The following is a 14,856-nucleotide window of genomic DNA, read 5'->3' as shown; positions in this document are numbered from 1 at the left end:
CCGCGCAAACACCCCTAGAAATCCTATGGGTTGGAGCTGTGCGGGACCGGGATGGTCTGGGGGGTCACATTCCGTACAGGTGTGATCACCCGGGGCTTTCGACTGCCATCGCATTCGCGTGTCTGCCGGGTGTCGTCTGCGGGCGCGTCTGTGTCCGCATGGCCGAAGGAGGACCCCTATGGCCCAGACCGTGCCTGCGCAGAGAACAGCGGCGCTCGTGCCGCCCCCGGTGGAGGCGGTGATGGGGTACGCGGCCGAGCAGACCGTCCGGGCCGCTCGGACCTTGTGGCCTCGTGCTGCCGTCGTGGCTGGCGAGGTGGCACCGAGCGTCACGAGCTACGTCCAGCGCATTGAGGTGGACGGGCGGCCCTTGTACGGCAAGCTGCCGTTGCTCGGCGTCTCGCTGGTGTCGGTGCTGCGCGGGGTGTGCGGTGACTGGGCGGCGGTCGAGGCCGCCCAGGTCGCCTACGCGAAGTCGCCGACGTCGCTCGCGCGGCGGGAGGCGTATCAGCTGCGGACCCTGGCCGCGGCCGGGCTGCTGGTGCCGAAGGTCGCCGGGTGCGCCGACGGGGTGCTGTTCACCGAGCCGGTGCCCGGCCCGACGCTCGGGGAGCTGATCGCCCGGGAGCCGCACCGTACGGCCGGTCTGCTGGGGCGCGTGGCCGACGTCCTCGACAAGGGGCTGAGCCAGCCTGGTCTCGCGGGCCGGGTGGACCGGGCAACCATCGGCGAGAGGTCGATCTCCACCACGTTTCAGCGGAAGTTCACGGCCAGCAGCGGCGCCTACCTCCAGGGGACGGGCTACGGGGAGCTGCTGGCGCCGGTGGTCGAGCGGCTGCGCGCGGTGCCGCTGCGCGAGGCACCGTTCCAGCCGGTCATCTTCGGGGACTTGAAGCCGGAGCACGTGGTGTTCCCGGCCGGGGCGGACGGGCCGGTCATGTTCCTCGACCCCGGGTTGCAGCGCGGCCGGCCGTGCGCAGACGCGGCGAAAGTCGCCTCCCGCACGGTGCTCAGCCTCCTCGCGTGCCCGCCCTCGTCCGGGGAAACCCGTGCCGTGCTGTCCGGGCTGGCCGCGTTCGCGGCCGGGCGGACGGCCGGGATGGATCCGGCCGATCAGGACACGTGGCTGCGGGAGTTCGTCGTCCTGTGGCTGATGGACACGGTCAACATCCTGACGACCTACCTCTCCTCCCCGCCCGGCCTGTCCCTCTCGGACCAGGCCGCGGCCGTGGTCCACCGGGCCCTGGTGGTGTGCCAGATGCTGGACCACGCCACGGCGTCCATGGCGAGCCGCGCCCCCGCGCGGTCCTGGTGGCGGGTGTGCCTGGATGACGCCGTCTGGGGGGTGTCCGCGTGAGCGAGGTGGGGGTGATCGGCGCAGGCGCCGTCGGTCAGGCCCTCAGCACGCTGCTGCTCACGACCAGGTGGTGTGAGTCGGTGGTCGTCACCTCCGGCAGCGGCGGGTCGGCGGCCGGGCTGGTCGCTGACCTGGACGACATGCGGGAGGTGACCGGCTCACCCGTGCGGGTGGTGCACGGGGACCTGGAGCGCATGACCTCCTGCGACGCGGTCGTGGTATGCCCGCGCGCCGAGTTCACCAACCGGGCCAGCACCGACATAAGGATGGCCGGGCTCGCCGCGAACGGTCCCCTCATCGCGGCCATGGGGCGGGAGTTCGCTGGCTACCGGGGCGCGGTGATCGTGGTGACGAACCCGGTGGACGTGATGAGCCGGCTGTTCGCTGCCACCTCCGGCTGTGACCGGGTGTTCGGCGTCGGCTCCAACACCGACACGGCTCGATATCGCCTGATCCTGGCCCGGCTGCTGGCCGTGCCGACCTCGGCGGTCGCCGGGCACGTGATCGGCGAGCACGGGGATCACGCGGTGATCTGTGCCTCCTCGACCACGGTCAACGGCCAGCACGTGCCGGTTCCGCTACAAGCCGTGCGGGACGAGCTCGCCGCGCGCCCGCGCCGAATCAGCTCCGGGATCGGCCGCACCCGTTGCGGCCCGGCCGGCGCCACGCTCGCCGCCCTGGAGCACGCCCTGGGACACACGGACGGGGTGATCGAGCTGTCCGCGCCATGGCGGGGCGAGTGGCTCGGAATTCCGTTGCGGTTCACCACCGGCCGCCCCACTGTGTGCATCCCTCCCTTGGACCCCGGTGAGACCCGGCAGCTCGATGCCGCCGCGTCCAAGATCCGGTCCGCGTATGACCAGCTTCACCAGACGATCAAGGAGACGACCGCATGACCGACATGTTCGCCACCCGCATCACGCCCGCCCAGGGGTACGCCGTCACCGTCACCAGCCGCGCGGAGGCGGTCACGGACTGGGCGGTCCGGTACTTCGGCATGTGGTGGAACGCGGCCCAGGTGGACGCGGCCGACGTGGCGGGGGCGGTCGTCGCTGCCGATGTCGACCCGGGCGAGGTGGCCGCGCTCACCGGCGCCGTCACGAGCGGGGAGCACGCCGAGGTGGTGTACGCCAACGACCGGATGGTCTACGCGGTCAACGGGGACGGCGTGGTGAGGGCCGCGCAGCCGGACGCGGGTCTGGCCTACCGGTGGGAGCCGGCCGTCCGCCGGCTGACCGTCGTCGGCTGTGACGAGACCGCCGTGGCGACGGCCGCGGCCCGGATCGCCCGCGAGGTTGTACGAGGTCAGCTCCTGGGCAACGGGTGGCAGATCCTGCACTCTTCGGCCGTCACCCGGCCGGACGGGGCGACCGTGTTGTCCCTCGGGGACAAGGGGGCCGGGAAGACGACCGTCGGGTTCCTCCTCGCGCGGGCCGGGTGGGGGCTGCTCGCCAACGACCGGGTGTTCGTGCGCGTCGAGGAGGGTGCCGTGCGGGTGCTGCCGTGGCCGTCGGCGGCGGCGATCGGGTTCGGGCTCCTGGACGCGATGGGCTGGTACGACGTTGTCCGCGACCAGGTGCGGGCCGGGGAGCAGATGCACCCGACGCAGCACCAGCGGGTGACCGACGCGCTGCTGGCCGACGAGCGGGAGCCGCTGTGGAAGTCGAGCGGGAAGGAGTTGAAGCCGCAGTTCTTCCCGGACCAGCTCGACACGATGCTGGGCATGAAGCTGGCCACGGAGGGCCGGGCGGCCGCGCTGCTGTTCCCCCGGATCACGGCCGGCGCCACCCCGGCGTTGAGCGACGAGGAGCGGGGCGTCCAGGACGGCGATTTCTTCAACGCCAAGACCGAGGACCGGTACCCGGACGTGTTCCGGCTCCTTCCTTCGGGCGGCCCGTCTGCCGGGTTGGCCGAGGCGCTGGCCGCTCTGCCGCACCGGTCGGTGGTCCTGGGCCACGACACGGCCGCGAACACGGCACTGCTGGAGGGGGTGACGGACGGCCTGCTGTGACCCACACCGTGTGACCCGAGTGACCCCCCGCAGTCGGCTGCGGGGGGTCACGTGTTGTCTGCGTCCGGACATGGGTGTGCCCCCGCCCTGGGCTCGGAAGGGCGGGGGCACGGGGGCGCTGTCCCACGGGCGGGAGCGTAGCCGCTACTCGTGATCAGGTGGAGCGTCGACGGGCGGCGGCTCCTCGGCCCGGGTGGCGGTCTCCCGGGCGATGATCCCGAACGCCTCGGCGACGGCCGCGCCCAGCATGTGGCGGGGGACGCTGGCCCGGTACTCGATCCGGACACCCTGTCCTGTGTCCTCCGTGTCCGCGTCCCCTGGTGTCCGGACAGTGTCCGTGCTGGTCGGCAGGGGGCCGCAGTCGGCAGACTCCCCGACGTCCAGGGGTGTCCGCAGGATGCCGCCGGACGGGGACACCGTGTCCGTGGACGTGTCCGCACCGGTATCCGCCGGGGTGTCCGGGGGCATGGCGGTGAGCTGGTCCAGGGCCGCGAGGGCGCGGCGCCGGCGCACGGAGGGGATGCCGGTGTCGCAGCATGCCTCCCGCCCCCAGGAGAGGTGATCCGGGTCCAGGCGGTCGCCGTGGTAGCGGCAGCGCTCCGGGAGCTGTTCCAGGGCGCGGCGGAGGTGGCGCTCGGCGTACGGGATGCGGTCGACCACTGCCTCGACGGCATCCAGCCGGGCGTAGAGCTGATCCAGGTCGCGGGTGGTCATGTCGTCCAGCCGGATGCGCTTCACGCCGCTGCCCCTTCCTGGTCGACGTCGGCCGCGGCCGGGGCGTCGGCCGGCTCCCCCTCCAGGAGGTCGTTCCGGTAGACGACGAGGTTGCCCAGGAGCTGCCGGGCCATGTGCTCGGCGCACTCCGGGGACAGGTCCAGGGCCCACCCCCGGTGGGCCTCCTGCAGCGCCGTGGCGAGGGTGGCGACGTCGACCACGCGCGGGTCTCCATCCGGCGGGTTCAGTGCCTCGTCCCACGTGTAGTCACAGCTCCAGCACTGCCGCTCCAGGCGCTCCCCCTTGCGGGAGGGGCGGAAGGTCGGGCGGTCCTGGGTGCTGTGCTCGCCGGCGGCCCGGAACCGAGTGATGGCCTCGGTGTGGGAGCACTTCGCGCACACGACGAACGGGCCGGTGTACGACGGCAGGTCGTCGCCGGCGGGCCCGGCCGGGACGGGGCGGTGGCCGAGCTGCCCGATCGCGGCGGCGGCCAGGGCGGCGCAGTGGGCGGCCGGGTCCGTGACGATGCCGGCCTCCACGCGCTCGTGCCACGTGGTCAGCAGGGCCTCGGTGAGCCGGTCGAGGAGGGCGGTTTCGCTGGGGGTCACTGGGGGTCTCCTTCGGTGCGGGCGCCTCGGCGGGCGGCCCAGTCGGGGTCACGTCGGGGTGTGGATGGCGGGGTCCGGTCCTGGTGCCAGGACCGGACGTTGGCGGCGGACCGGCGGGGGTGGCAGGTCCACAGGACGGCCAGGCCGGCAAGGAGGACGGGCGCCGCGAGCCAGAAACGCGGGGACCGGGCGGGGCGCTGGGTCACCTGGTCCTGGGCCCAGTCGATGAGCCGCGGCCAGGGGCGAGCGCGGCCGGCCGCGTATCCGGTGAGGACGGCCGCGGCCAGGGCGAGCCACAAAGCGTCCACGGTCAACCCTCCTCGTCGTTTCGGGTGTTGGTGGCGCTGGTCTGCTGAGTGCATGTCGGGTCGTGGTCGGTGCCGAAGGTGGACCACCACCGTTCGCAGCGGCAGGTCCGCGCGAGCTCGGCGCGCATGACGGCGTCCAGGTCGCTGGGGTAGGTGCGCGGCCGGGGGCGCCGGCCGCGTACGGCGGCGGCCTGGAGGGCAGCGGCGTGCTGCCACTCCCGGCCGCCGGCCACGAGGACGACCGTGGCGGTGGCGTAGAACGCGGCTGCCTGGCCTGGGGCGTTGTGCTGGAGGCAGACGGCCGAGACGTACGCGAGCCAGACGAACGCGACCAGGTAGACGGCCAGGAGTGCGCGGGCGAGGCGGGTCACCGGGATCGCATCCGTTCCGCGACGAGGTGTTCCCCGGTGGCCACGGCCATGCCGTACACGATGCCGATGGCCTGGCCGAGGTCGCGGCTGCCGATGCGGTCGGCCTCGCCGGCGAAGACGTCGAAGAGGGCGCGGGCCTGGGCGCGGTCACCGTTGGCCCACACGGTGGCGAACTGGGTGGCGAACCGCAGCGGTGCGGGCAGGTCGTCGGCGGAGGCCCTGCTGCCGTCCAGCGCGGAGGTGACCTCCAGGCCGTAGAACGTGCCGGGGCCGTTCTCCATGCGGGCGGCGAGCGAGGCGGCTTCGGCGAGCATCCCCAGCAGGACGTAGGTGGACTGGGGGCCCTGGTGCACGAGGGGCTGGAGCAGCGCGCAGCCGGCGTCCTGGTCGCCAAGGATGCCCAGCGTGATCGCCTGGGTGACGATGCTGGGCGGGTACGGGGTGATCACGGGTATGCCTCCTCGGCGGCGGTGATCGGGTTCTGGATCCAGTCGCCCAGGGCGGCGGCGTACGCGGCGCGGGCCTCGTCGGCCGCGGCCTGGAGCCGGTCGGCCTCGGCGTGGAGCTGGGCAAGGTGGGGGGCGTGCTGATCGACACGTTCACGCAGCCACGGGGGCATGACGTCCGCGAGCTTGTTCACGGTGCGCTTCACGCCGTAGCCGGGGTCCAGGCACAGGGCAAGGAACGAGCGGGTGTCCTCGGGGGTGTTCAGGTCGGGCAACGTGGCTCCTCGGATGGGGGGGGCCGCCCCCGGGCGGGTGGGGGCGGCAGGCGGTCGGCTACGGGCGCCGGGTGGTGGAGAGGTGGCAGTCCGGGGAGTGCGGGATCGCGTGCCCCTCGTCATCGCACGTGACGGACCATGCGGCGTCGGCGGCGGCTGCCAGTTCAGCGGCGTGCTTGGCCAGCAGCTCGGCCGCGTTCTGCCGGGCGTCCCGGGTCCGCAGACCGCCCTCCTCGTAGACCTCGGTGAGGTCCTGGAGGGCGGAGGTGTCCGGGACGTCGTGGAACGCGGGCACGTACATCAGCCACTGCTCGACGACCACGGGCCGGCGCACGACCTGGACGGCCTGGACGGTGTCCCCGTGCCAGCCGTGGCCGTCGGGCGCCGGGCCGGTCTCGTGGTCGCCGGCGTCGATCGGGGCCTCGTACTCGACCGCGTACGTCCGCTCGTCGTCTGCCAGGAACACGGCGCGCCGCCTCTGGGTGTACTTGAGCGTCGCGACCGGCTCGTCGGCCAGCAGCGTCTCGGACCACTGGACGTCCTGCGGACTGTCCGGGGGGACGCCCAGGGCCGCGAGTTCGGCGCGGGTGAAGTCTCGTGTGGGCACAGCGTTGCCTTTCGGGTCAGTCGTCGGCGAGGAGGAAGGTGGCCAGGCCGAGCCAGGTGAGGACGGCGGCGATCGCACCGACGACGACGGCGGGCGTGGTGTCGGCAGTGAGGGCGTAGGTGATGCCTCCGGAGAGGCATCCCAGGAGCAGCCCCAGGGTGAAGCGGTTCACGGGCTTTTCCTTTCGGGTCAGTCGGTGGCCAGGGTGTGGACTGCGGCGAGCGCGAGGTGCTGGCCCTCCGGGCACATCTCCGGCAGCCGGGCGGCCGGGGTGCACGTGGTGCACCCGTCGCGGATGTGGTCGTTGGCGGCCTGGAACGCGCCGATCGCCGCCTCGAGGAGGGAGGGCGCGACGCCACCCGGGAGGGCTGGGCGCGGGATGCCGTGGGTGATGTGGGCGCGGGTGCGGGCTTCGACCTGGGCATGGGTGGGGCGGGCCCACCGGTGCCAGTTCGCGGCGTCGCTCCAGCGCAGCCCGTGTGTCTCCTGCGGGGTGCCGCACCATCGGCAGCCGTCCAGCTCGGGCGGGGAGCCGTCCGGGTACCGAATGAAGCCGCGGCGGAGTCCGGTGCCCTCGTCGCGCGTGATCAGTGCCATGCGGGTCTCCAGGGGTGGGTGGTCGGGTCAGGTGGTGCGGGCTCGGTGTGCGCGTTTCTGGTCGCGCTTGCACACGCCGCAGTACGGGGCGCCGTCCGGCTCCAGGCGGCCGTGGACGGCCTGGTCATGGCCGTGGCGGCAGACCTTGGGGCGTTCGGGTGCGCCGGTGATGGCGCGCAGTTGCTGCCGGACGTGGAGGCGGCCGGGCTCGTCGTCCACGTGGGCCGGGGCGACGCAGTGCCGGAACTCGCACTCCGCGCGGACCTGCCCGACGGGGGCGCGGCCGGTGCGCTTCGTGAACGCGATCCCGGCCGGGCTGACGGACTTCTCGCGGAACCGCATGACCGGGGTGCCGCTGCGGCCGGCTCGTTCCCCGAGCCACTCCAGGTGTCCGCCGTCGACCTCGCGGACGAGGCCGGCCCACTTCTCCTCCGCGCTGGTGTGCTTCGGCGGCACGTACGCGATGCCTGCCTCGCCCCGGATGCGGCGGACGGCGGCCCGGTCGACCTTGAGCTCCAGGGCGATCTGGTTGTTGCTCATGTGCCGCAGCAGGGCGCGGATCTCGGCGTCCCTCGGGTGCGGCCGGGAAGCACGAGGCTGGGTGGCCCGGCCGAACCCGCCCTCGCGGCGGAGGCGGGCGACAGTGCCGACGTCCGCGCCGGTCCGGCGCCCGATCGCCGCGTCGTTGTAGCCCTCGTCCAGCAGCGCCAGGATCTCCCGGTGCTTGGTGGCGGGGAGGCGCTGGTACGCGTTGCGGGGCACGGGCGGGATGCCGGCGGTCTCCCGGATGCGGGCCACGGCGCGCGGCCCGACGAACAGGCGCCGACTGATCGCGTTGTTGGTCAGGCCCTGGGCCAGCAGGGCGCGGATCTCCTGCTCCTGGGGGTGCGGGTCGACAGGGCGGCCGGCCATCACAGGGCCCCCGTCCAGATGGCCAGTTCCTCGGCGGCGGAGGCGTTGGCCTTGACCAGCGCAGTGCGGTCGACCAGCAGCTCCACCAGGGCAGTCCGGGCGTCGGCCAGCAGCGGGGCCGGGTCGGCGTCGCCGGGGGCGGCGAGCTGTCGGGCGAGGGCCTGGATCTCCTCCAGCCGCCCGGGGGTGAGGTCGTGGGTCATCGAGACAGCTCCTCGTCGTACGGGCGGCGGGTGATCGCCGGGTGCTTGTGGGTGCCGCGGCCGGCGGCAGCCTGGGCGCGGGCGACGGCGCGGGCACCGTGGCGGCGTACGGCCTCGGTCTCGCCCTGCTCCGCGAGGGTGCGGACGACGTCGCCGAGGTCCGGGTCGATGGCCGTGGCCTGGAGCCGGGCGCGGTGGCGGCGGCCACGGCACAGGAGGCACAGGCCGTCCGTCGGGTCGAGCGGGCCGGTTGGGTGCTGAGGGCAGGCGCCGGTAGAGGCCGGGCCCTTCGCGGCGGCGAGCAGGCGGCGGGCGTCCTCGACGGCCTGGGCGACGACGGCCAGTTGCTCCGGGGTGGCATCCGCCGGCGACAGGCGGTCGCCGTAGGTGCCGAGGGTGCGCAGCACGGTCACCAGGGAGGGCAGCGGGGTGCGGTTCACAGGCCGTTCACCGCCTCGGCCTGCTGGGCCCACAGGCAGTCAGGGCAGCGGTCGGTCGGCTTGTGGGCCCGGTGCTGCCGTCCGCACTCGCACACCCGCAGCGGGGCGGCCGGGTCCTGGGCGGGGATCTTGAACGGCTGCGTGCCCGCCTGCGGGGCTGCGGCGCTCCCGGTGAAACCCGAGGGCATCGGCGTCAGGAAGGCCCCCTGCACCGGCGCCTGTGGATCTTGCTGGGTGCCCTCAGCCTTCTGCTGGCACCCGTGGCACAAGCCGCTCGCGGCGCGCAGCAGCCGCACCCCGCACTCCTCGTTCGCGCAGCGGCCCCACGGCTTCTCCTCCGCCGGGGAACTCTGCTCCTCGTCGCCTCGCGCGCCCACGCGCCCCTGTGGCTGAGGTTCAACAGCAACCGTGTCGTGGTCAGTGTCTGGGTCCCTACCGTAGGTAGGGGGGTCCTGGTCCCCCCCGGCGGGAACGGGTTCCGGAACCCGTCGCGGAACGGTGTCCGTACCCGTTCCAGAACGGTTTCCGGATTCTTCGGAACCCCCGGCGGGAACGGGTTCCGGAACCCCCGTGGGGGACGGGTTCCGGACACCGTTCTGCGACGGGTTCCGCTCCTCGGCCTCTCGGACCTTCTCGGCCTTCTTGCGGCGGGCCTGGCGGGTGTCGGTGTAGAGGTGCAGGTGGGTGTTCCACGGCAGTCGCCCGGGGGGCAGCATCAGTTGGTACACCGACGACTGGTTCGGGCGGCGGCGCCGTACCAGCAGCCCTACCGCGACGAGGACCTTCACGGCCCGGGTGACGGTCTCGTCGGTGCAGCCGGCCAGGGCTGCCAACGTCTCGTTCGAGGGGAAGGCGCTCGATCCGTCGGCGTCCGCGTACGTGGCGATCCACACGCCGACCCGGGCGCACTTCGCGACCTCGGCACGCCCCGTGCGCAGTACCTCGTCACGTAGGCGGTTGATCCACGCGTTACGGACGGTCTGCACGCGGTCATTGCTCGTGCTGGCCATGCGCGCTCTCTTCGTCGTTCCTGTTCAGGGGCAGTCGAGTGCGGCCGGGGCGGCATCTACACGCCCCACCGAATTCGATGCCTAATGTTGCATCCTTGCATTGCACCGTCAAGTTGCAACACTGAGATGGGTTACAGGGCGCTGCCCAGCCACCCCGTCAGCTCGTCGTCCGTCGCGTGCTCGAACGCCTGCCGGAAGTCCACGCAGTGGCCGGCCTCCTCCGCGAGGCAGGCATCCGAGTAGCAGGAGGTGCACAACAGCCGCGGCAGCCCGTCCCGTACGGACCGGTGGGTGCTCAACGCCCGCCGCTGCCCGCAGTGCTGGCACCTGCCGAGCGGCGGCAACGTTCCCGTCACCGTCGGCCGCCGGGCACGATCCGCAGCCGCTCACGCCGCGCGGCATCCTCCAGGGCACCCCACCGGCGGTTGAGCGTCCGGCGCTGCCTGTCGGTCAGGCGCACCGCCCGGGACACCACGGAGACGACGACCGCGCCCTCCGCGCACCAGGTGGGGAAGAAGTCTTCCGTGGACTCCTCGACCTCTCCCGTCGGCTCGACCACGTACAGGTCCCCGAGCCACCACTTCGAGGCGTAGAACCGCGCGTACTCCCGGTCCGTGGTGATGTAGAGACGGTCCGGCCGCTCGGTCAGCGGGTCGACGTTGCCCAGGCCGGGCACGATCGGCTGTTCGCCGGCGGCCTTCGCGGCGCAGATCGGGCAGCCGTCGACCACGTTGGGCTTATGCGGGGCCAGGAAGTCGCCGGGATTGAGACCGGGCACACCGCCGTGGAAGTACCGCACGGCGTCCGGCTGGTGGGGTTGGGACATGAGGACACTCCGGGTGTGGGACGAGGACACCCCGGGGCGCACGACCGCGCCCGGGGCCGAGAGAGGGGAAGGGGTGTCCGGACACCAGCAGGAGGGGTGTCCGGACACCGGTCAGCGGGCGCCGCCGCGACCGCGCAGCTTGACCTGTGCCTCCAGCAGCAGCGTCCGCGCAGTGCCGTAGGACAGGTCCGCCGCGTCGGCCACGGCCCGGATCGAGGCGCCGGCCTCGTACCCCTCGGCGAGATCCTGCGCGACCTGGGCGCGGTCCTCGCCCCGGAGCCGGGGCCGGTAGCTGGTGGACAGGCGGGCGGTGGTGCTGGACATCGTCAAGTCCTCTCGTGGCAAGGGGTGGTGGAGCCGGCCCGCAGCAGGCCGGACACGCGGGCGAGCAGGGCGCACACGGACTCCGTGAGCACGCGGGGGTCGCCGGCCTCGGCGGCGGCGCGGAACAGGGCCACGGTCATCTCCCGGTCGCCCCGGCCGTACGCGGCCAGGAATCGGGCCGCGAACAGCCGGTGAGGGTCGGCCGGCGGCGAGGACGGCCCAAGCAGCCGGGCCAGCGGCGCGCGGCCCGGAGGGTCGCCCTGCAGCGCGACCCGGGTGGCGTTCGCCGCCGCGATGCACAGGCCGTACGCGTCGGCGTCGTCCCCGTCCTCGACCACGTGGTCCAGGACGGCCGCGGCCTGGTCCAGGTCGCCGGCGACGAGGTGGTCCAGGAGGTCGCCCACCAGGGGCACGAGCGCGGCCGGGCCGATCACGCTTCCACCTCCACGGCCGGACGGGGCAGAGAGTCCAGGGCGTCCCCGAGGAGGTCGGCCAGGTGCCGCCGGTACGCGGAGAGCTCCGCGTCCGTGGCCGTCTCGGCGCACTGGACCAGGCACTCCACGGCCTCCGCGAGGTCGCCGGGGCCGAGCCCGGTCAGCACGAGCGCCATCACACCCACCCGGGTGCGGACGCGATGTCTGCCTCGGCCATGGCAGCCAGGCAGGCGGCCTCCGCGTCGGCGGGCGTGAGCGGCCGGACCGCGCGCCGGGGCACGTAGCGGCGGTCCACACCGGCCTGGGCCCACCACAGCGCGAGCTCTACGGACGAGATCGCTTCGGACTCCTCCCGGGAGCCGGGCACCAGCTCGTGGACGAGGAGGGCGAACTCCTGGGCCGCCGCTGCCAGTCGGGTCTTTATGGCAGTACGGGCCTCGTCGGTCGCCGGTGCAGCGAAGCGGGTGCGGATCTCGTTCTCGTTGATCGCCACGAAGGGCTCCGTTCTCAGGGTGGTGCTGGTCAGGTGAGTCGTTCGTTCTCGTAGGCCGCGGCCATGTCCTGGTTCTGCTGGTGCAGCGCGGCCTCCGCGCACGTCTTGTGCGCGGGCTTGCGGTTGGAGTCCCGGAGGTTGGTCGGCTGGTCGCAGTACCGGCACGGGCGCGCCGTCCGGTCCCAGTGCCGGGAGTCGGTCCAGTCCAGGAGCCCGGTCGGCGGTAGATCAGGCCGCTGCCGTGGCCGGCGCCGAGGCATCGGCCGCCTCCTTAGCCGCGGCCTCCTCCTTGAAGCGCAGGGCGGCCTGCTCGGCGGCGCGGTGCAGGATGTCCCGCCGCTCGTGCTCGTCCAGCCCGCCCCACACCCCGAACGGCTCCCGCCGCTCCAGGGCGTCGATCTGGCAGTTCCCGGAGACCGGGCACCGATGGCAGATCTCCTTGGCCAGAGCCGTCGTCGCGATGACGTCGGCCTCGGTGCCCTCCGGGAAGAAGATCCGGGGGTCCTCGTTGCGGCAGGCGGCCCGGCGGTCCCAGTGCGCCGGCCGCGCGATGGTGTCCGGGAACCGGTGCGGTCCGTAGTGGGTCGGACGAGGCATCAGCGCTCTCCCTCCTCGTCGTGTCCGGACACCGCCGGACAGCTCTCGAAGGACACGTCCGGACCCGTGTCCGCGTACGTCAGCGGGTCGGCGCCGGCCGGTTCCGGACCGGTGTCCGCGAGGTGACGGACAACCTCACGGACGCTTGTCCGGACCGTTGTCCGCAGGGAGGGCCGGCCGCCCCGGTGACGGCCGGTCGGCCGCAGCCGCCACCACACGGCGACCGCGACCAGGACGGCCAGGACCGGACCCCACACGGGCGTCGTGGACACGACCGTGATGACCACGTCCAGGACCGCCAGGGGGTCAAGGGCGTCCATCACTCAGCCCCGCCTCATCGCGCCACCGGACGACCGTGCGCGCCGCGATTCCGAGCCGCTCCCCGATCTCCTCCGCCCCCAGGTCGGCATCCCGGGTCATGACCACCACGGCGTACCGCTGCTCGGCCTCGTTGAGCACCGGCAGCGGCTGCGCCCCGCGCATGACCCGCTCCACGGCGATGAGGTCCACGTCCCGGTGCCAGGTCGCCCCTGCGGGCGGGTCCAGCAGTCCCCGGCCCTTCGGCCGGCGCCGCTCCTCCTCGGCGCGCCGCTCCTCGCGGATGACGCGGTCCTCAAGGTGGCCACCGGCCACGCACCGGGGGTAGCCGCAGGTGGGGTTGGTCTTGCCCTCGGCTTCCCGGCCGTGGTGGATGCGGAAGGCGTACCGGTACGCGGTCTCTGCCTCCAGTCCGAGGCGCAGCAGCGGCGTGCCGTGCTCGGACAGGGGGCCGGTCCACTGGAGGTGGCCGCCTTCGACGGCCACCGTGCGGGCCGCGAACGCCTCCTCCCAGGTGGCGCACGAGCGGCGGCGACCGCGTTGGTACGGCGGCAGTCCGGCCGCGGCCCGGACCCGGCGCACGCGCGCCGGGCCGACGCCGAGGGTGCGCGCAACGTCGAGGTTGGACCGGTCGGTACCGTCCAGCGCGGCGGCGATCTCCTCCCTGGTGATCACTCGTCCACCACCTTCGGCCGCTCGATGCGCCAGAGGCGGATGGTGCAGCCGGGGCCGTCGAGGACGCCGTCCACCAGGCCGTGGTCGGTGGTGTACCACTTCCCGAGCTGCCCGTACTCCACGATCAGCGCATCGTCCTGGTACACACCGGCCGTCGTCAGCGCGTCCTCCGTGGACCGCACCAACTTGCTCAAGTCAGGCTTTACATGAGGGCGCAGCGGCGCCGAGGGGCGCACGACGGTGGCGTTCCGGCCGGAACCCATGTGCCCCTTCGGCCGGTCGAAGGAGAACACCAAGTCCACGCGCAGAGGCCCGGACAACTTCGCGAAGCCTTCGATCTTCTCCCTGGCCTCGACCGCTGCCGACACCACGTCCGCGCGCCACGGCTTGACCTTCGCGGAGGACTCGATCATGACGCCGTTGCCCACGTGGCGCTTACTGCCCTGGGGACCAGGCAGGCCGCGCACGACGACCATCAGCGCGGGCGCCGGCCACTGGGGCGCCTCGTCCTCGACCACGGGGGCCGGGACCGGCGCGGCGACCTCGAAGAGGGGAACCGTCTCCATCAGGCCTCACCGCCCGACGGGGCGACGTCCACGCGCCCCTCCGGCTGGTCGGCGTCGGCCGTCTCGTCCTGGACCAGGGGGATGTCCCCGGCCGTCCAGGACGACGGCAGCGGCGGCGCGAGGCTGATGTTCGTCAGCACCAGGTCGTCGGCGTGCTCGGTGTAGCAGTTGGCCGTGGCCTCCAGGAACTTCCCCGGCAGCTCCTCGGCCTTCAGGCCGGTGGCACTGATGAGTTGGTCCAGGAGCATGGTCGCCGGCTCCGTCAGGCTCCACCCGACGACGATCACCCGCGCCGTGCGCGTGGTCACGTCGACCATCTCCACCTGAACAGGGGTGGTGAACCTCGGCTCGCGCCGGGCCGCCAGGTACGTGGCCCCGAGCTCGGTGATGATTGGGCGGGAGTCGACGAACGCGACGTAGCGGAACAGCCCCAGCGGGGTCATCTGGTCGACGTGCTCGGCGACCGACTCGCCGGCCGCGACGGAGCGCAGCGCCGCCTCCACGTCGACCGGTAGCGGGTTGAGTTCGGCCCGCATCGTCGCGCGCATCTTGCCGGCCCGCCACGCGGCCGTGCCGCTCGTCTCCTCCGACGAGCACGGGCAGCCGGCGACAATCTCCCGGGTGTCCTCGGTGGCGGTGTGGCCGAAGCACTCCAGGATGGACGTCGCGCCCTTCTCGCACAGGCGGGCTGTGCAGCAGTTGCAGTTGGGACAGTCCTTCTCGGCCGGGCGGACGTACTCCGGCCCGAACGTCTCGGTTGTCAT

28 protein-coding genes are annotated in these 14,856 nt (G+C 73.2%); 3 read left to right on the top strand and 25 right to left on the bottom strand.

Features of this window, described 5'->3' with window-relative positions; genetic code table 11:
* Positions 1-178 precede the first annotated feature (178 nt).
* From IE185_RS08125 to IE185_RS08115, 3 genes are read left to right on the top strand one after another with little or no spacing between them, the layout of a single operon-like run.
* Entirely contained in the window at positions 179-1,357 is a 1,179-nt protein-coding gene (locus IE185_RS08125) for a BUD32 family EKC/KEOPS complex subunit (RefSeq protein ID WP_138898304.1), read from the top strand.
* Entirely contained in the window at positions 1,354-2,253 is a 900-nt protein-coding gene (locus IE185_RS08120; RefSeq protein ID WP_138898305.1) for a lactate/malate family dehydrogenase, read from the top strand. Before IE185_RS08125 ends, IE185_RS08120 begins: the two co-directional genes overlap by 4 nt.
* Positions 2,250-3,368, top strand: coding sequence for a phosphoenolpyruvate carboxykinase (ATP) (locus IE185_RS08115; protein ID WP_138898306.1), 1,119 nt, complete (start codon positions 2,250-2,252; stop codon positions 3,366-3,368). Before IE185_RS08120 ends, IE185_RS08115 begins: the two co-directional genes overlap by 4 nt.
* A 144-nt stretch (positions 3,369-3,512) precedes the next feature.
* On the opposite strand, the gene IE185_RS08110 is transcribed toward IE185_RS08115, so the two are convergent.
* From IE185_RS08110 to IE185_RS07990, 25 genes are all read right to left on the bottom strand, one after another.
* Positions 3,513-4,106: a hypothetical protein gene (locus tag IE185_RS08110; protein ID WP_138898307.1), complete on the bottom strand. Its 594-nt coding sequence runs from the start codon at positions 4,104-4,106 to the stop codon at positions 3,513-3,515.
* Positions 4,103-4,690, bottom strand: coding sequence for a hypothetical protein (locus IE185_RS08105; protein ID WP_138898308.1), 588 nt, complete (start codon positions 4,688-4,690; stop codon positions 4,103-4,105). The genes IE185_RS08110 and IE185_RS08105 overlap by 4 nt, the downstream gene beginning before the upstream one ends.
* Positions 4,687-4,998 carry a hypothetical protein gene (locus tag IE185_RS08100; protein ID WP_189714869.1) on the bottom strand — a complete coding sequence of 104 codons (312 nt, stop codon included), beginning with the start codon at positions 4,996-4,998 and terminating at the stop codon, positions 4,687-4,689. The genes IE185_RS08105 and IE185_RS08100 overlap by 4 nt, the downstream gene beginning before the upstream one ends.
* A gap of 2 nt (positions 4,999-5,000) precedes the next feature.
* Complete coding sequence (locus tag IE185_RS08095; RefSeq protein WP_138899605.1) at positions 5,001-5,369, bottom strand: hypothetical protein; 369 nt, start codon at positions 5,367-5,369, stop codon at positions 5,001-5,003.
* On the bottom strand, positions 5,366-5,818 hold the full coding sequence (locus IE185_RS08090) for a hypothetical protein (protein WP_138899606.1): 453 nt from the start codon (positions 5,816-5,818) through the stop codon (positions 5,366-5,368). The genes IE185_RS08095 and IE185_RS08090 overlap by 4 nt, the downstream gene beginning before the upstream one ends.
* Positions 5,815-6,090: a hypothetical protein gene (locus tag IE185_RS08085; RefSeq protein ID WP_189714867.1), complete on the bottom strand. Its 276-nt coding sequence runs from the start codon at positions 6,088-6,090 to the stop codon at positions 5,815-5,817. Before IE185_RS08085 ends, IE185_RS08090 begins: the two co-directional genes overlap by 4 nt.
* Positions 6,091-6,148: 58 nt before the next feature.
* Positions 6,149-6,697, bottom strand: coding sequence for a hypothetical protein (locus tag IE185_RS08080; RefSeq protein ID WP_189714865.1), 549 nt, complete (start codon positions 6,695-6,697; stop codon positions 6,149-6,151).
* A 16-nt stretch (positions 6,698-6,713) separates the two neighbouring features.
* Positions 6,714-6,869 carry a hypothetical protein gene (locus IE185_RS08075; RefSeq protein ID WP_170198471.1) on the bottom strand — a complete coding sequence of 52 codons (156 nt, stop codon included), beginning with the start codon at positions 6,867-6,869 and terminating at the stop codon, positions 6,714-6,716.
* Positions 6,870-6,886: 17 nt separating this feature from the next.
* Positions 6,887-7,294 carry a hypothetical protein gene (locus IE185_RS08070; protein WP_189714863.1) on the bottom strand — a complete coding sequence of 136 codons (408 nt, stop codon included), beginning with the start codon at positions 7,292-7,294 and terminating at the stop codon, positions 6,887-6,889.
* A gap of 27 nt (positions 7,295-7,321) precedes the next feature.
* Positions 7,322-8,206 (bottom strand): helix-turn-helix domain-containing protein, encoded by an 885-nt coding sequence (locus IE185_RS33000; protein ID WP_229843390.1) that lies wholly within the window; start codon positions 8,204-8,206, stop codon positions 7,322-7,324.
* Positions 8,206-8,409: a hypothetical protein gene (locus IE185_RS08060; RefSeq protein ID WP_138895159.1), complete on the bottom strand. Its 204-nt coding sequence runs from the start codon at positions 8,407-8,409 to the stop codon at positions 8,206-8,208. The genes IE185_RS33000 and IE185_RS08060 overlap by 1 nt, the downstream gene beginning before the upstream one ends.
* Positions 8,406-8,849 (bottom strand): hypothetical protein, encoded by a 444-nt coding sequence (locus tag IE185_RS08055; protein WP_138895158.1) that lies wholly within the window; start codon positions 8,847-8,849, stop codon positions 8,406-8,408. Before IE185_RS08055 ends, IE185_RS08060 begins: the two co-directional genes overlap by 4 nt.
* Entirely contained in the window at positions 8,846-9,859 is a 1,014-nt protein-coding gene (locus IE185_RS08050) for a helix-turn-helix domain-containing protein (RefSeq protein ID WP_189714861.1), read from the bottom strand. Before IE185_RS08050 ends, IE185_RS08055 begins: the two co-directional genes overlap by 4 nt.
* A 131-nt stretch (positions 9,860-9,990) precedes the next feature.
* Positions 9,991-10,158 (bottom strand): hypothetical protein, encoded by a 168-nt coding sequence (locus IE185_RS08045; RefSeq protein WP_170198289.1) that lies wholly within the window; start codon positions 10,156-10,158, stop codon positions 9,991-9,993.
* Between the two features lie 53 nt (positions 10,159-10,211).
* Positions 10,212-10,685 carry a hypothetical protein gene (locus tag IE185_RS08040; protein WP_138895155.1) on the bottom strand — a complete coding sequence of 158 codons (474 nt, stop codon included), beginning with the start codon at positions 10,683-10,685 and terminating at the stop codon, positions 10,212-10,214.
* A 111-nt stretch (positions 10,686-10,796) separates the two neighbouring features.
* Positions 10,797-11,009, bottom strand: a complete 213-nt coding sequence (locus IE185_RS08035) for a helix-turn-helix domain-containing protein (protein ID WP_138895154.1) — start codon at positions 11,007-11,009, stop codon at positions 10,797-10,799.
* Positions 11,010-11,011: 2 nt separating this feature from the next.
* On the bottom strand, positions 11,012-11,443 hold the full coding sequence (locus tag IE185_RS08030) for a hypothetical protein (protein WP_138895153.1): 432 nt from the start codon (positions 11,441-11,443) through the stop codon (positions 11,012-11,014).
* On the bottom strand, positions 11,440-11,619 hold the full coding sequence (locus IE185_RS08025) for a hypothetical protein (RefSeq protein WP_138895152.1): 180 nt from the start codon (positions 11,617-11,619) through the stop codon (positions 11,440-11,442). Before IE185_RS08025 ends, IE185_RS08030 begins: the two co-directional genes overlap by 4 nt.
* Complete coding sequence (locus IE185_RS08020; protein ID WP_138895151.1) at positions 11,619-11,936, bottom strand: Acb2/Tad1 domain-containing protein; 318 nt, start codon at positions 11,934-11,936, stop codon at positions 11,619-11,621. The genes IE185_RS08025 and IE185_RS08020 overlap by 1 nt, the downstream gene beginning before the upstream one ends.
* 29 nt (positions 11,937-11,965) lie before the next feature.
* Complete coding sequence (locus tag IE185_RS08015; RefSeq protein WP_138895150.1) at positions 11,966-12,196, bottom strand: hypothetical protein; 231 nt, start codon at positions 12,194-12,196, stop codon at positions 11,966-11,968.
* Positions 12,165-12,533: a WhiB family transcriptional regulator gene (locus tag IE185_RS08010; protein ID WP_138895149.1), complete on the bottom strand. Its 369-nt coding sequence runs from the start codon at positions 12,531-12,533 to the stop codon at positions 12,165-12,167. Before IE185_RS08010 ends, IE185_RS08015 begins: the two co-directional genes overlap by 32 nt.
* Positions 12,533-12,853 carry a hypothetical protein gene (locus IE185_RS08005; RefSeq protein ID WP_138895148.1) on the bottom strand — a complete coding sequence of 107 codons (321 nt, stop codon included), beginning with the start codon at positions 12,851-12,853 and terminating at the stop codon, positions 12,533-12,535. Before IE185_RS08005 ends, IE185_RS08010 begins: the two co-directional genes overlap by 1 nt.
* The gene (locus IE185_RS08000) at positions 12,840-13,526 is read right to left on the bottom strand and encodes a hypothetical protein (protein WP_138895147.1); all 687 of its coding nucleotides are present in this window, start codon (positions 13,524-13,526) and stop codon (positions 12,840-12,842) included. Before IE185_RS08000 ends, IE185_RS08005 begins: the two co-directional genes overlap by 14 nt.
* Complete coding sequence (locus tag IE185_RS07995) at positions 13,523-14,092, bottom strand: RusA family crossover junction endodeoxyribonuclease (protein ID WP_138895146.1); 570 nt, start codon at positions 14,090-14,092, stop codon at positions 13,523-13,525. Before IE185_RS07995 ends, IE185_RS08000 begins: the two co-directional genes overlap by 4 nt.
* The gene (locus IE185_RS07990; protein ID WP_138895145.1) at positions 14,092-14,856 is read right to left on the bottom strand and encodes a hypothetical protein; all 765 of its coding nucleotides are present in this window, start codon (positions 14,854-14,856) and stop codon (positions 14,092-14,094) included. Before IE185_RS07990 ends, IE185_RS07995 begins: the two co-directional genes overlap by 1 nt.

The sequence above is a fragment of the Streptomyces chryseus genome (genome assembly GCF_014650755.1).
GTDB classification, from domain to species: domain Bacteria; phylum Actinomycetota; class Actinomycetes; order Streptomycetales; family Streptomycetaceae; genus Streptomyces; species Streptomyces chryseus.
The sequence above is the reverse complement of the archived record's forward strand: the minus strand, read 5'-3'. Positions and strand labels throughout refer to the sequence as shown.